This is a genomic window from Paenibacillus sp. PAMC 26794 (assembly GCF_000316035.1).
In the GTDB taxonomy this organism is placed as follows: Bacteria; Bacillota; Bacilli; order Paenibacillales; family Paenibacillaceae; genus Paenibacillus.
This window is the reverse complement of sequence record NZ_ANHX01000007.1, coordinates 76,427-91,850: the sequence shown is the minus strand read 5'-3', so window position 1 is coordinate 91,850 and position 15,424 is coordinate 76,427. Positions and strand designations below refer to the sequence as shown.

Annotated in this window: 17 protein-coding genes; all 17 read right to left on the bottom strand. The window is 46.8% G+C overall.

Annotated elements, in window-relative coordinates:
• Positions 1-18: 18 nt before the first annotated feature.
• Positions 19-1,737, bottom strand: a complete 1,719-nt coding sequence (recN, locus tag D829_RS0104275) for a DNA repair protein RecN (RefSeq protein WP_017687605.1) — start codon at positions 1,735-1,737, stop codon at positions 19-21.
• 238 nt (positions 1,738-1,975) lie between these two features.
• Entirely contained in the window at positions 1,976-2,425 is a 450-nt protein-coding gene (gene argR / locus D829_RS0104270) for a transcriptional regulator ArgR (RefSeq protein WP_017687604.1), read from the bottom strand.
• Between the two features lie 84 nt (positions 2,426-2,509).
• Positions 2,510-2,995: a hypothetical protein gene (locus tag D829_RS0104265; protein ID WP_017687603.1), complete on the bottom strand. Its 486-nt coding sequence runs from the start codon at positions 2,993-2,995 to the stop codon at positions 2,510-2,512.
• 84 nt (positions 2,996-3,079) lie between these two features.
• A complete protein-coding gene (locus D829_RS0104260) occupies positions 3,080-3,925 on the bottom strand; it encodes a TlyA family RNA methyltransferase (protein ID WP_017687602.1) in 846 nt (281 codons plus the stop codon).
• A gap of 22 nt (positions 3,926-3,947) precedes the next feature.
• Positions 3,948-5,855, bottom strand: coding sequence for a 1-deoxy-D-xylulose-5-phosphate synthase (gene dxs, locus D829_RS0104255; protein WP_017687601.1), 1,908 nt, complete (start codon positions 5,853-5,855; stop codon positions 3,948-3,950).
• 283 nt (positions 5,856-6,138) lie between these two features.
• Entirely contained in the window at positions 6,139-7,062 is a 924-nt protein-coding gene (locus tag D829_RS0104250) for a polyprenyl synthetase family protein (RefSeq protein WP_026080992.1), read from the bottom strand.
• Positions 7,037-7,294, bottom strand: a complete 258-nt coding sequence (gene xseB / locus D829_RS0104245) for an exodeoxyribonuclease VII small subunit (protein ID WP_017687599.1) — start codon at positions 7,292-7,294, stop codon at positions 7,037-7,039. The genes D829_RS0104250 and xseB overlap by 26 nt, the downstream gene beginning before the upstream one ends.
• A complete protein-coding gene (xseA, locus tag D829_RS0104240; protein ID WP_017687598.1) occupies positions 7,284-8,648 on the bottom strand; it encodes an exodeoxyribonuclease VII large subunit in 1,365 nt (454 codons plus the stop codon). The genes xseB and xseA overlap by 11 nt, the downstream gene beginning before the upstream one ends.
• 10 nt (positions 8,649-8,658) lie before the next feature.
• Positions 8,659-9,516: a bifunctional methylenetetrahydrofolate dehydrogenase/methenyltetrahydrofolate cyclohydrolase FolD gene (gene folD / locus D829_RS0104235; protein ID WP_017687597.1), complete on the bottom strand. Its 858-nt coding sequence runs from the start codon at positions 9,514-9,516 to the stop codon at positions 8,659-8,661.
• 117 nt (positions 9,517-9,633) lie between these two features.
• Entirely contained in the window at positions 9,634-10,086 is a 453-nt protein-coding gene (nusB, locus tag D829_RS0104230; RefSeq protein WP_017687596.1) for a transcription antitermination factor NusB, read from the bottom strand.
• A 223-nt stretch (positions 10,087-10,309) separates the two neighbouring features.
• Positions 10,310-10,543 (bottom strand): DUF2273 domain-containing protein, encoded by a 234-nt coding sequence (locus tag D829_RS0104225; RefSeq protein WP_017687595.1) that lies wholly within the window; start codon positions 10,541-10,543, stop codon positions 10,310-10,312.
• A gap of 14 nt (positions 10,544-10,557) precedes the next feature.
• A complete protein-coding gene (amaP, locus tag D829_RS0104220; RefSeq protein ID WP_017687594.1) occupies positions 10,558-11,097 on the bottom strand; it encodes an alkaline shock response membrane anchor protein AmaP in 540 nt (179 codons plus the stop codon).
• A gap of 146 nt (positions 11,098-11,243) precedes the next feature.
• Positions 11,244-11,654 (bottom strand): Asp23/Gls24 family envelope stress response protein, encoded by a 411-nt coding sequence (locus D829_RS0104215; protein ID WP_017687593.1) that lies wholly within the window; start codon positions 11,652-11,654, stop codon positions 11,244-11,246.
• 218 nt (positions 11,655-11,872) lie between these two features.
• Positions 11,873-13,216 carry an acetyl-CoA carboxylase biotin carboxylase subunit gene (gene accC, locus D829_RS0104210; RefSeq protein WP_017687592.1) on the bottom strand — a complete coding sequence of 448 codons (1,344 nt, stop codon included), beginning with the start codon at positions 13,214-13,216 and terminating at the stop codon, positions 11,873-11,875.
• 55 nt (positions 13,217-13,271) lie between these two features.
• On the bottom strand, positions 13,272-13,736 hold the full coding sequence (gene accB / locus D829_RS0104205; RefSeq protein WP_026080991.1) for an acetyl-CoA carboxylase biotin carboxyl carrier protein: 465 nt from the start codon (positions 13,734-13,736) through the stop codon (positions 13,272-13,274).
• Between the two features lie 139 nt (positions 13,737-13,875).
• Positions 13,876-14,718 carry a SpoIIIAH-like family protein gene (locus D829_RS0104200; protein WP_017687590.1) on the bottom strand — a complete coding sequence of 281 codons (843 nt, stop codon included), beginning with the start codon at positions 14,716-14,718 and terminating at the stop codon, positions 13,876-13,878.
• Positions 14,719-14,784: 66 nt separating this feature from the next.
• Complete coding sequence (gene spoIIIAG, locus D829_RS0104195; protein WP_017687589.1) at positions 14,785-15,423, bottom strand: stage III sporulation protein AG; 639 nt, start codon at positions 15,421-15,423, stop codon at positions 14,785-14,787.
• Between the last annotated feature and the right edge of the window lies 1 nt (position 15,424).

Below are 15,424 nucleotides of genomic sequence, written 5' to 3'. Positions count from 1 at the left end.
TTACGCCAGCCGTTCGTTTCACCCTTTTTTGGCTTCCGCCAAATTCAGCATTTCCTGTGCGTGATGCAGCGTTTTTTCTGTAATTTCCACGCCGCCCAGCATACGTGCCAATTCCTTCACTCTGCCTTCGTCTGACAGCGATTCGACCTGCGTCATCGTTCGTCCATCGTAGACATGTTTCTCAATGAGATACTGATGATCTGCCATACAAGCCACTTGTGGTAAGTGAGTTATTGAGAAAACCTGACAAGTCGAAGACAAGCGGAACAGTTTTTCCGCAATGGATTGAGCTGCTCTACCGCTAACTCCGGTATCAACTTCATCAAAAATCAACACAGGTATCCGGTCATGTCGCGCAAAGATACTCTTCATCGCCAGCATCATTCTCGACAACTCACCACCCGAAGCAATCTTGCCAAGTGGTCGTAATGGCTCACCCGGGTTAGGTGAGATCAGGAATTCCGCGTTGTCCGCACCATGACGATTCAGACGAATACGGCGTCCATTCCATTCAATGCCCTTCGGATCTTCGAATGGAGTTATCTGAACACGCAGTGTAGTCCGCTCCATTTGCAGATCCTTGAGCTCGCTTTCCACCTGTGCAGCAAGTTCCTCGGCGCATTGTTTGCGAACCTTGCTGAGTTCCTCGGCAGACTCCATCACAAGGTTAAGCATTTTGTCACGTTCAGCTCGCAATTTCTCCAGCCGTTCGTCCTTGTTCTCCAGTTGGTCGGTTTCATGGCTAATCTGATCATAATAACTCAGAATAAGTTCAACACTGTCCCCGTATTTCCGTCTGAGGCCAGAAATCAGATTCAGCCTTTGCTCCACTTCTTCCAGCCTTGCCGGATTAAATTCAATCTTCTCCCGGTAATCCCTTAACTGAAATGTCGCATCTTCCAATTGATAAAATGCAGATTGCAGCTGCTCTACGATTGGTTGCAGTCCTTTGTTATCATATCCAGAAATGTCTTCAATTCTTGAAAGAGCAATGCTCACAGCTTCAAGCCCGCGTTGACCACTGAGCAGATCATATGCACCAGCAACACTGTCCATCATTTTCTCACTATGGGATAGTTTGACCCGTTCTTCCCCGAGTAATTCATCCTCACCTCGTGTAAGGCTTGCTGCTGCGATCTCCTCAAGCTGAAAGCGATACATGTCCAAGAGTTGATATGCACGCTGACTAGACTCCTGAAGCGCACGCAGTTCCTTTTCCGCCGTGATAAACTTGCTGTAGCGCTCCTGGTACTTCGCTTTGATCGGTCCGATTACTTCCGAGCCATAAGTATCGAGAAGGCCCAGATGGCTCTCTGCACGCAGCAAACTCTGATGTTCATGTTGTCCATGAATATTGATCAGCTTCTCGCCTACTTCCCGCAGCATGGTCAGATTGACCAATTGCCCATTAATGCGGGACGTACTCTTCCCCTGAGTATTCAACTCACGTCGAATAACCAAATGCTCTTCAGGCTCACAGTGGATACCCAGCTTCTCCAACGTCAGCCATACCGGATGACTTTGCTCCATCTCGAATAGGGCTTCCATCTCTGCCTTATCACAACCGTACCGGATCAGATCTGCTGAACTGCGTCCACCAGCAATTAAACCAAGTGCATCTATAATAATCGACTTCCCTGCACCCGTTTCCCCAGAAAGTACATGGAATCCCGGGTGGAATACAACATCCACTTCTTCCACCACAGCCAGATTACGAATCGATAAGGTAACTAACATCTGCAAAAACACCTCCGGATGACTAACTCAGATATTATGTTTTTGAAACATTGATTCAAGAGGTTGTTCAAAAAGTCCGTTTTTGATTACGAAGGATGCCTGGTGGCATCATCAGCATCGAAGATGGAATTCAGCCGAAATGTCCGTTGCTCACGTAGTTTCCCTACGCTCCGCTACTCCATTTCTAGCTTCATCCCATCTTCTCGGTACTGAAAACCGCTCTTTTTGAACACGCACTTTAAGCAATATAACCCATGATGCGTTCAATAACGGTCACACTGTTACCTTCAGTCCGGCAGATAATCAGAATGGTGTCATCCCCACAGATCGTGCCCATGACTTCATTCCACTCAATATTATCAAGCAAAGCTGCAATGGAGTTGGCTGTTCCTGGCAAACATTTCATCACAACCAGATTGTTTGTGTGATCAATGTGCAAGAAGTTGTCAACGAGTGCACGCTTCAACTTTTGAATCGGATTATATCGTTGATCTGTCGGTAAAGAGTACTTGTATCTTCCGTCATCCATCGGAATCTTGATTAACAGAAGTTCCTTGATATCCCGGGATACCGTCGCCTGAGTCACCTGAAATCCTGATTTGCGTAGTGCTTCAACCAGATCATCCTGGGTCTCAATTTCATTTTGACTAATGATTTCACGAATCTTGATGTGCCTTTGTCCTTTCATACATGCCTCCAGTTAAATGTATTGCAATAAAGCAGCATTTGTAATTCGCCGCAGACTTTGCCCTGCAATGTTCATTCTTTTATATTAGTCCAGATCATCCCCATCATACACATCTTCCTGATAGTCCATGAGCCTGATTAACTTAATATCGGAATCCTCCAAGTCAATATACAGCAATCCTTCACAGCCAGGATATAACAACAGATAATTGAGGAAGCGATCCCTTAGCGCAGGGCCGGTCATTTCAATTGGCTGCCTACGACGAGACGTTTTCACCAAGTATCTGAGATCCTCACGTTCTGCAACATAATCAATGAATAATCTGCTGTAATAAACGGATTCATTGGCCTCAAAAGCCAGAGGGACTTTCATTTTGCCACCGATGACTTCGTAACCCTGTGCTTCTAGCAAATCCAAGGCCGGCGAATCCTGAATCTTCACGTTCAGTTGCATTCCAGACAAGCTTACCGGCATCGGTCGGTTCACCCAATTACGCAAGCCAAAGAACAGCCACAAGATCAAACAGACAGCAAGTACAACTATAACGATTGTGTCATATTGACCATCCATTATCGCTCACCTCGAAGACATATTCGAGGTTCAGTAACGATTTCCCTTTACATCAATCACCTTTGCAGCGAAAAGAAACCCATCTTATGATGAGTTTCCCGTAAATGTATGAGCTGCTTCCTTCGCAACTTGCTCCGCAAGTGCATCAAGTGAAGCTGGATCGATCTCTGGTTGTGTGGTCTCTGGTGCTTCCAGACGCCAATGTGCGAGAAATTCTATATTACCTTCTCCACCGGTTATCGGTGAAAAAGTTAAACTCTGTAGATGCAAACCAAGTTGACTGGCAAAATGAAGCATCGTCTGCAATACATCCTTGTGTACCTTCGTATCACGTACCACACCGGACTTGCCTACTTTTTCACGCCCTGCCTCAAATTGAGGTTTAATCAATGCAACGATATCTGCAGGTTGTTTCAAAAGAGCCAGAAGTGGCGGCAATATGATTCGCAATGAAATGAACGACACATCAATGCTTGCAAAGTTCGGCACGGGTCCCACCAGATCTTCAGGAGTCACATAGCGGAAATTAGTTCGTTCCATAACAGTAACCCGCTCATCATTACGCAAAGACCAGTCGAGCTGATTATAGCCCACATCAATAGCGTAGACGTGAGACGCACCATGCTGTAGTGCACAATCCGTAAAACCGCCGGTGGATGAACCGATGTCGAGCATGACAAGTCCATTCATATCAAGGCCGAAATGACGGATCGCTTTTTCGAGCTTCAATCCGCCTCTGCCGACATAGGGATGTACCGAGCCTTTAACTTTCAGCTCGGCTTCCCTTGGAATTTTCATGCCCGCCTTTTCGATCGGCTCATTATTGGCATATACCAGTCCAGCCATGATTGCAGCTTTTGCCTTCTCACGACTTTCATAATAGCCCTGCTCAACCAGCAAAACATCAATTCGTTCTTTCGGGAGTGACATGTCTGTCTCCTATCATGTAAATTTACGAAGGAAAACGTGTTTTGGGTATGCCGTAAGATGATTGAACAGCCATCTTGCGCAGTTCAGCACATACATTTTCAACGGTAAGACCCACTTCCTCACGTTGTTCCTTAATACTGCCATGCTCGATGAAGCGATCCGGAATCCCCATCAATTGTACATGAACATCATGCAGTCCCTGTTCTGCATAAAACTCCAGCACTGCACTACCCATGCTGCCTGCTTGGGATGTTTCTTCAAGTACTATCAATTTGGTGCCTCGAACAGCTAAATCACGCAACATTTGCTCGTCAAGAGGTTTCAGGAAGCGAGCGTTGATTACGCCTGCTGTGATCCCTTCCCGCTTCACCATCTCTGCTGCTTCTTCTGCAAGCTGGACCATCGAACCTGAAGCGATGACAGCATATCCTTCCGATGGACGCAGTTGCTCCCATGATCCAATCGGAATCGGAACAAGTACATCATCCAAAGGTACACCGACCACATTGTTTCGTGGATAACGGTAAGCAATTGGACCTTCATTATAATCAAGCGCCGTTTTCATCATGTGGCGCAATTCATTTTCGTCTTTTGGCATCATCAGAACGATATTTGGAATATGGCGCATAAATGCCACATCATATACCCCTTGATGTGTTTCCCCATCCGGACCAACAAACCCGGCACGGTCAATAGCAAACATCACGTTGGCGTTATGACGGCAAATATCATGTACAATCTGATCATATGCACGTTGCATAAACGTAGAATACACGGCAAAGACCGGCTTCAAGCCTTCCATAGCCAGTGCAGCACACATGGTTGCCGCATGCTGTTCTGCGATACCTACGTCAATCATGCGCTCAGGAAATTCCTTACTAAAAGGAATGAGACCTGATCCTGTAGGCATTGCTGGCGTTACAGCTACGACCCGCTTATCCTGCTTCGCAAGATCAATTAACGTTTGACCGAACACTTCCGTGTACATCGGTTTTCCGACTGCCTTCAGCACTTGACCGGATTCAATTTTGTACGGAGAAATCCCGTGCCACTTGTGCGAATCGGCTTCTGCTGGCTGATAACCTTTGCCTTTGGTCGTGAGCACGTGAACGAGCACAGGACCATCAACGTTATCTGCCTGTTTGAAGGTTTCGATCAATTTGGGAATATCGTGCCCATCAATCGGTCCCAAATACGTGAAGCCCAGTTCTTCGAAAAGAACACCTGGTACCATCATATATTTGACACTATCTTTGATCCAGCTTGCCGATTTGGCCAAACGGTCCCCAATAGCTGGAATTTTTTTAAGCATCCCCTCGACATCATCTTTCGCTTTCAGATAATGACGATCCGAACGAATCTTGCTCAAATATTTATGCATGGCCCCAACATTTGGAGCAATGGACATTTCATTATCATTCAGAATAACCATCAGTTTTCTCTGCTCATGACCGATATGATTGAGAGCCTCAAAAGCCATACCACCTGTAAGCGCTCCATCACCAATCATCGCAATGACTTGATTGTCCTCACCCTTGAGATCACGTGCAAGGGCCATCCCCATCGCAGCGGACAATGAAGTACTGCTGTGTCCAGCTTCCCATACATCATGTTCACTTTCGTTGCGTTTGACAAACCCGCACAGACCGTTATGTTGACGCAATGTATCAAAGCGATCCATACGCCCTGTCAGAACTTTATGCACATAAGCCTGATGCCCTACATCAAAAATCATTTTGTCTGCTGGACTGTTATAGCAGTAATGCAGGGCTACCGTGAGCTCAACCACGCCTAAGTTGGGTGCGAGATGCCCACCTGTAACAGACAGTTTCTCAATCAGAAACTGCCGGATCTCTGCTGACAAAAGGGCAAGATCATCCTGAGACATCGACTTTAGATCACTGGGTTGTTTAATTTGTGGAAGCAGCACGAGAATCTCCCCGCTTTCCTAGATTGTTTATTTATTGTTGTAAATCGATATATACATTATGAATCAAATGACATTAAATCATTATAACATAAAAGAACAAGAATCATAATTTACTGCACTATACTCCCGATAACGAGCATTCTCGCCAGCAAGTTATTTAAAATTCTTCTCCATATGTATTCGCGCATCCACTCGGGACAGACTTTTTCCATCCACTCGGAAAAAGGACATTACATTCATTACACGGTTATACAGGTTTTGAAACAGCGCGTTTTATCAGAATCTAATGGTCTCGACTCATCAGATAATCTGCAATTTCCAGCAATCTGGATGCATCAGGTAACTCCGCTCTTTCGAGTGCATCTTTTGCAGATTGGGTAAGGGATTTCACTTCATCTACAGAAGCCTCCATGCCAATAAAATAAGGATATGTTACCTTCTGCTGATTCACATCGCTCTGTGTTTTCTTGCCCATCTTCTGCTCGTCGCCCGTCAGATCGAGAATATCATCCTGAATCTGGAACGCCAGCCCCAGATCACGGCCAAACACACGTAAGGCTTCCAATTGTCCTTCCGTAGCTCCACCAATTCGTGCTCCAGCAATGAGTGAGAAAACAATCAGGTCACCTGTTTTGTGCAAATGAATATATTGGAGCTGTGAAAGATCAGTCATGCCTTGCTCGCCTTCCATATCCGCAACTTGGCCGCCGACCATGCCTCTTGCTCCAGCAAGTTCGGACATGTCCTCTACGATGGACAGCAATGCATCTGCCGTCACACCGCTGCGACGACCCGCTTGAACAATGCTGTAAAAAGCATGAGTTAGCAACGCATCGCCCGCCAATATGGCTGTTGCTTCACCATATACCTTATGATTCGTTAATTTCCCCCTACGGTAATCATCATTATCCATAGCAGGCAGGTCGTCGTGGATCAGTGAATACGTATGAACCATCTCCACGGCGCAGGCTACCGGCATTGCAGCTGTACGCTGTGCACCGAAGGCTTCCGCCGCAGCAACGACCAGCAGAGGACGAAGGCGTTTGCCTCCGGCCATGAGTGAGTACTGCATCGCATCCGTCAGCGACTGGGGTACATCCCAGTGATCAGGAAGCGTGTGTTTCAACGCTTCTGTCACCTCAGCTGTGACCTCTTCGAGATATGCTTGAAACGAAGGACGATTACTCATGGACTTCACCGCTCTCATCGTCAGCAGTTCCGAAAGGCTTCTTGCGAAGCTCTCCATCTTCTTCTACGATCATCTCGATCTTGCGTTCCACTTGTTCCAGCTTCAGACCGCAAAGTTGCGAAAGTTTCATCCCGCGCTGAAACAGATCGATAGCCTGTTCCAACGGAACATCACCATGTTCCAGCTGACCTACGATGTCTTCCAATGCCGCCATTGCCTCTTCAAAATTCAATTCCGGTTCATTCGCCATGGGTATTGTCGTCCTCCTTCATTCCCCAAACCTGACAGTCCAGCTGTCCGTCTGTTAATTTAATCTTAATTGAATCTCCAGGCTGTACATCCTTCGTCGACTTGATCAATCGCTGTTCTTGCTCGTCATAGACAAGGCTGTATCCCCGTGACATGACTTTAAGCGGGCTAAGCGCATCCAGATGCCGCACAGATGATTTCCACTGCTGCTGCTTCGATCTGGCTATAGACCTGATCGCAAGTTCCAGTTGTCTGCGTGCTGCCGCATTCTCACGGCGTGCTGCATTGACCTGCTCACGAGGATTGAATCGTTGCAGTGCTGCCCGCAGACGTTCCTGCTTCTCTCCTGTCCATTTCATACGTGTATCCACTGTTCTCAAAAGACGTTGGTGCATCATATCCAGTCGTTCCGTATGCTGCATCAAGGTACGCCTTGGATGCACCAGTACTGGCGAACGCTGTAATCTTGCGAGCCGTTCACGATTATGTACAGCACGCTGACGTAAGCTGTGCTGTAACTGGCGCTGACGTTGTCCGATCTGATCAAGCAACTCAGCTCGATTAGGTACAGCTAATTCAGCAGCTGCTGTAGGTGTAGCCGCACGCAAATCGGCTGCAAAATCAGCAATAGTAAAGTCCGTTTCGTGCCCAACCGCAGAAATGACAGGAATATCCGAAGCGACTATTGCTCTTGCCACAATCTCCTCATTAAAGGCCCACAACTCCTCCAGTGAACCGCCTCCGCGTCCAACGATAAGTACATCGGCTTCTCCCATCCGGTTCAGGTTGCCAATCGCTTTGACAATGGAAGGTGCTGCACCCTTGCCTTGAACCAGAACAGGATACAAAACAACTTTGGCAGAAGGGTATCTGCGCTGGAGTGTGATCATAATGTCTCGCACCGCCGCTCCCGTCGGTGAAGTTACAACCCCGATGGTCTGTGGATAACGAGGGATCTGTCTTTTTCGCGAAGGTGAAAATAACCCTTCATCCTCAAGCTTTTTCTTCAGCTGTTCGTAAGCCAGATACAGACTTCCAATTCCGTCCGGTTGCATATGGGTAGCGTAGAATTGATACTGCCCATCCCGTTCATACACCGAGACATTACCACGGGCAATAACCCTTGCACCCTCCTTCGGTACAAAGGGTAATCGCTGGTTATGGGACGCGAACATAATCGACTTAATCCGGCTGTCCTTGTCCTTCAATGTAAAATACATATGGCCGCTGGAGTGATGTGTGAAGTTCGAAATCTCCCCGCGTAGCCAAACGTCCGACAGGACCTGATCCGATTCCAGTTTCATCCGGATGTATCGGTTCAGGTCTTTGATGGAGTAGATCTTTTGATCTGCCACAGACAAAACCCTAGGCCAATCCGTGAGCGCGCTTGGCAGCGATCAATGTATTTTGCATCAGCATTGTGATTGTCATCGGACCAACACCACCAGGAACGGGTGTAATTGGACCAGAAACTTCTTTCACGCTCTCGAAATCAACGTCTCCTGCCAGTTTGCCATTCTCCAAACGGTTCATGCCGACATCAATAACAACAGCACCCGGTTTCACAAAATCAGCGTCCACAAAATTGGCACGGCCGATGGCTACAACCAAAATATCCGCCTGACGCGTGATTTCTTTCATGTTGGCTGTACGGGAATGACACATCGTTACCGTCGCATTCTCACGTTGTAGCAACAGCGATACCGGTTTGCCAACGATGTTGCTTCTTCCGATGACCACTGCATGTTTACCGGACATTTCCAGTCCAGTACGTTTGATCAGTTCAATTACACCAGCCGGGGTACATGGAAGCAGACTATCGTCTCCAATTACGAGATTACCAACATTGACTGGATGGAATCCGTCTACATCTTTATCCACGGCTATCGCATCAATGACCGCTTTCTCTTCGATATGTTTCGGTAGTGGGAGTTGAACCAAAATTCCGTTAATGGATTGTTGATTGTTCAGCTTGTCCACCAGCGCAAGCAGATCTTCTTGGGACGTATCTGCATCCAAGCGATGCACTTCGGAGTAGAAACCGAGGTCGTGACATGCTTTTTCTTTATTACGCACATATACTTGGGATGCCGGATCTTCCCCGACGAGCACAACAGCCAGACCAGGTACTACCCCCTGTTCGCTAAGCTGTTTTACTTCTGTTGTCATGCTTGCGCGGATCTCTTGGGATACTTCTTTACCGTTAATAATAGATGCTGTCATTGTACTCTCTCTCCCTTATGTGAATATAAATTTAGAGGTTGTTCAAAAAGCCCGCTTTTGATTACGAAGGATACTGAAAACCGGTCTTTTTGAACACACACTATAATTAATCATAACTTAAGATAATTTTGCTTTAATGGCGTCAACTTCCTGAATCATGCGTCCAAGTACGCCATTGACGAACTTACCGGATTCTTCTGTACCAAAATATTTGGACAGTTCAATCGCTTCATTGACAGATACCTTTGCCGGAATGTCATCACGGAACACCATTTCATACGTAGACAGTCGTAGAATCTGGCGATCTACGCGTGACAGACGGCTGATCTGCCAACCTTTCAAATAATCCACGAGCAACCCGTCAATCGCTTCTTTATTATTCCAGGCTCCCTGTACAATTTCAGTAACATAGGTACGCATTACATCTGCATCGCGAATGACCACTTCAGTTTCATTATCTTCAGCAGCTTCATTGATCAACATGTTCACAGCTTCTGCTGCGCCTACCTCATTCATTTCCATCTGATACAGACTTTGTACTGCAATTTCCCTTGCCAAACGTCTTTTCATGTCCTGCCTCCTGCAACGCTCCGTCTGGAGCATCATCATGCTTATTTTAAAATCCTGAAACCATCTCATCAAATCCTGCTTTGGATTTGATGAGATGGTTTCCACGGTATTGTTATTGTTATCCCTTTCCACAAAAAAACCTGCAATACATTTCCTCCAAAAAACGGGCAACCTAAACTACAGCTCTATTTTCGGAAGAAACATATTGCAGGGTTCAGGCAGATCACTTAAACGGACGCCAGCGATCGCCAAGCCATTGTCCCCACTCCCTCCAGGGAATGGACGAACCCAACTTCGAATCGCTTCGTCTGCCTAACGTATAACCGATGAACACCAAGAGTGCAAAGAACAACATATCCCAAAAACCGATCCATACATAAAGAAATCCAAAAAAGATGCCGCCGATAATTCCGGTAATTCGGCCTCTGTGACTATCCCAAATCTCTTTCCACAGCATCAGTGAAACTCACCTCATTCCACTCGACTCTTGTAGTTAGGCGACTGGGTTACATTAGCGATATACACCGTGACAAAAGAAACCGGGATGCCCGTAATCTCTTGTACATGATCATGTATCGCCTTTTGCAGATCAGAAGTCAGCGCTGGAATAGGTGTCTCGCCATCCACTACCGCACGGATCATAATCTCCAGTCCTGACTCAACTACCCGTATACGTGCCTTGACATCACGTACTCCCCGGAAACGGGAAGTCGCCTTCAAACAGAGATTCTCAATCGTCTCCATCGAAATCTGTACATCACCAAACTCAGTACGTTGATCTACAGACGGCAACGATGCACGCTCACGCCGAACCGAGATGTAGAAAAATCGCAAACTCAGGATAAACAAAATCGCTGCTGCAATAACCGACGCAACAATAACGTTTTGTTCCTGCTGGTAATTCAATTCGTAAGGCAGCACACCGCTAATCAGAAGAATGACGGCTGCCGATATTGCTCCAACGCTTATGCTGTATATAAACAACAGAAGCCGATCCAGTATTTTAGCCACGAACTGCACAGCCTCCCTTGCTCACTAACATTACTTAACCTGTTCACTAGCAAAAAATCAGATCCTCATCTAGCTTTCGCTATAATGAAGACCTGTCCAAGACGGGATAACCCCCGGCAGATGATGCCGGGGGAATCTGTCTTCTTTTATTTTACGCGCTGACTGTTCAGGTCGATCTCTTCCACTTTCTCGGTGCTCTTGAACTGAACGTCATGAATATGCACATTCACTTCATTCACATTCAATCCAGTCATGTTCTCGATGGAACGTTTCACGTTCTGTTGAATCTCCGTAGCCACCTGTGGCAGACGATATCCGTACTCGATAATTACGGAAACATCAACTGCAGCTTCACGTTGGCCCACTTCAACTTTAACGCCTTTGGAGAGGTTTTTGCGACCAAGCAATTCAGCAAATCCGCCAGCAAATCCGCCGCTCATGCCTGCAACACCTTTCACTTCAAGCGTTGCCAATCCAGCAATCACTTCGATAACTTCAGGTGCGATCTGGATTTCACCGATATCCGTTCGTTCAAATTCAGTCGGTAGTGTACTCATAACTGTTCAACACACCTTTCGCGAGATAAGTTTGCGGCCATCCGTCAGGGCGCTGGACTCAGGTTAATCAACCTTCAGAACCCTTCCGGTCCGGCTTTACCGGAACTCCTGCAAACATCCGCGAGGTGCGGGCTTATCCTTTGCAGGAGACATGCGCTCTTATTATTACATACTATATCATTTGGGCTACATTATGACAAACAAGTCCAATATACCTTTTAAATCTCGTTTTCCTCAAGAAATTTGATATCAAAGTCACCACGAATGAACGTTGGGTGCTCCAGCAATTTCTGATGAAAAGGAATGGTTGTGGATATGCCTTCAATCGCAAATTCCCCAAGCGCACGCTTCATCTTCGCAATCGCTTCTTCACGATTCGCTCCCCACACAATCAATTTTGCGATCATGGAGTCATAGAAAGGTGAAATGGTATAACCCGGATAAGCAGCACTATCTACACGAACGCCAGGTCCTCCCGGTGCAAGGTAGAATCCGATTTTGCCTGGTGATGGCATAAAGTTACGGTCCGGATCTTCTGCATTTATACGACATTCAATGGACCAGCCATTGATAACCACGTCTTCCTGACGGAATGAAAGTGGGTTGCCTTCAGCTACCGAGATCATCTCACGGATCAGATCCACGCCAGTAACCATCTCAGTTACCGGGTGCTCTACCTGAATACGCGTGTTCATCTCCATGAAATAGAACTCGCCATTTGGGCTGAGCAGGAATTCCAGCGTACCCGCTCCGGAGTAATCCACAGCAAGTGCTGCCCGTACTGCGGCTTCACCCATCAGTGTACGTACTTCTTCGGAGAGTATCGGACACGGAGCTTCTTCTACCAATTTCTGACGACGGCGCTGAACCGAACAATCACGTTCGCCCAAATGTACGGCATTCCCATGTTTGTCGGCAATAATCTGAATTTCCACATGTTTCATGCCCGTCAGTAACTTCTCCAGATAAACACCAGCATTGCCGAAATTCTTCTGTGCTTCCTGCTGAGCTGCCGTAATCTGCTTCACCAGTGTTTCTTCGTCTTCAGCAATACGAATCCCCTTTCCTCCGCCACCAGCAGTAGCTTTGATAATGATCGGGTAGCCAATATCCCGGCTAATCATAATCGCTTCTTCCGCGCTTTCCACGAGACCATCTGATCCTGGAATAACAGGTACTCCAGCATCTTTCATCGTCTGTTTGGCAACAGCCTTGTCACCCATTTTGGTGATGGCTTCAGGAGAAGGTCCAATAAACGTAATATTGCAAGACTCACAAATTTCCGCAAAATCAGCATTCTCCGCCAAAAAACCGTATCCCGGGTGGATTGCATCACAATCTGTAAGCGTTGCTACACTCATGAGATTGGTAAAGTTCAGGTAACTGTCCTTGGACAGTGTCGGTCCGATACAGTACGCCTCGTCTGCAAGACGAACATGCAAAGAGTCCTTATCCGCTTCCGAATAGACGGCTACCGTCGATATGCCGATCTCCCGGCAGGCACGAATAATACGCACCGCAATCTCTCCACGGTTCGCAATCAGTATTTTTTGAAATTTCATTTCCTTTTGTCCTCCTTCGAAGCTCATGCGGTTAGCTGTTTACCAGCTATAACGGTTATTCCGGTTTCACCAAGAACAGGGGCTGCCCATACTCGACCAGCTGTCCGTTTTCAACCAGCACTTCAACGATTTCTCCCTTGATGTCAGCATCAAGCTCGTTCATCAGCTTCATCGCTTCGATGATGCATACCGTTGTTTTCTCAACAACTTTATCACCAGCGCTTACAAAAGGACCCGTTTCCGGCGAAGAAGCTCTGTAAAAAGTACCTACCATCGGAGATACAATTTTATGTAAATGACTTGTAGTATCGACCTGCGGAGCAGCTTCACTTACCACTGCTGCCGGCTGTACTTGCGGAGCAGCAATCATTTGCGGTTGCACAGCAGCTGCTTGAACATACTCCGTTTTGCCCGGTTTGCGGATCGATAACCGTGATCCTTCATTTTCAATTTCCAACTCTTGAACGGAACTTTCATCTACCAGTTTAATCAGTTCTTTGATTTCACTCAATTTAAACATTTCCATTATTCACTCCTTCGGCATCATGCCAGTCTCACTAGGACGGTCATATGGCTTTATGTATTATATCATAATCGTTAAAAATGGAAAGAGCCCGAGAGAGGAACCAGCTCTCGGGACTGCTTTTCCATGATTTGGATTACTGCTCTGTGACGTATTGCACGCTGATTTTGTTCTGTGAAACGGCCAATTCTTTCATCACCAGATCCACAATGGATACCGCCTGTTTTACATCCAGTTTGTCACTGAGGACCACAACTTTATACTTGTCGGCATCTTCTTGAACGATCGCATTAGCGAACTGTTGAGAGAGCGTCTCCTCGATGCCAGTGATTTTGGCTTCTTTTTCTTCCAGTGTACGGAGCTGCTCCGTTGCTTTGGCATTCTCCTCTGGTGTTTTACCCAAGTCACCTGCCACGGTCATCAGTTCCTCATACTTGCGATTGTTGCTTTCCTCACGCTGCCACTGGTAATTCTGGAACTGGCTGCTCGCAGATGCTGTCGTATTCTGCTCTTCCATTTCCTTGAGGACTTCCTCGTCCGTCTTGGTTGCAGTGCCTCCTGTCTGACCGTCCGTCTCTGGTGTGGTTGCTGCCCCTTTGTCGGTTTCTTTGTCAGTTTCTTTGTCAGCTTCTTTTCCTGCTTCACCCTTATTCTCGCCTGGTTCGACAGCAGGTGTTTTCTCTGTATTTCCAGCTTCTTTACCTTCCGTAGCCGCCGGTTCTTCCACAGCGCCAGCCGCACTTGGATCACTTTCAACTTCGCCGCTATTCACTACTTCATTCACAACCAAACCTTCTGTAGGATCAAGAATGCCTGCCGTCTCCTTTGCTTCCCCTTGCTTGATTCCATCCACTTGCTGACTGTCAGCCACCGGTGCGTTGACTGGACCAGAATCCTCAGTGAACAGATAATACGCGGACAAAATGACCATCAGACTCAGCATGGAAACGAGCCATACCGTTTGACGTTTGTTATTCATTAGAACTTCCTCCTCAAATTGGCTTCAATCTTATGAGAATTGAATCTTGTGATTCAACATACCAAATTAGTCTTGTTTGCGCGGTACAACCGAGATCCGGTAGGCTGCTACATTCAGTCCTTTTTCCACAGCATCGGTTATCAGGTCCTTCACAACCTTGTTCTCTGCACCCCTCGCAACTACAAGCACCCCACGGATCTGCGGTTTGAGCTTTTTGGTCACTATAGGTGTCTGATCCCCTGATATTTCGTACGTAATAATCTCGCCATCACGGGTATATTGCGTCATATGTCGCTTGCCCCCGCTAGCATCCGTTTCTTCGGTAAGTTGCTGAGAATCCTTCACATTCCGCTGAACGACCAATTCTTCTGTGGAATCCACGGTAACCATCACATCAACCGTTCCCACACCAACAATGTTTTCCAGCACACCTTTGATTTTGTCTTCAAATGCAATTTCGATGGCCTGAAAAGGATTCTGTTCTGACGGATCACTCTGTATGGATGCCATGGATGTTGCCGGGTCCGGTGGTTCCCGACCGATATTTTCGGAATCAATTTTTTTGACATTGACGAAGGAATTGAACAGCATGATTCCCACCCCGATCAAACCCAGGATAATGAGCCAGCGGAAGGTTTGACTTCGCCTTGCCCCACCCTCTCCGCCACCCATCCAGGTTTCCATCTTTTTGAACCATTGTTTCATC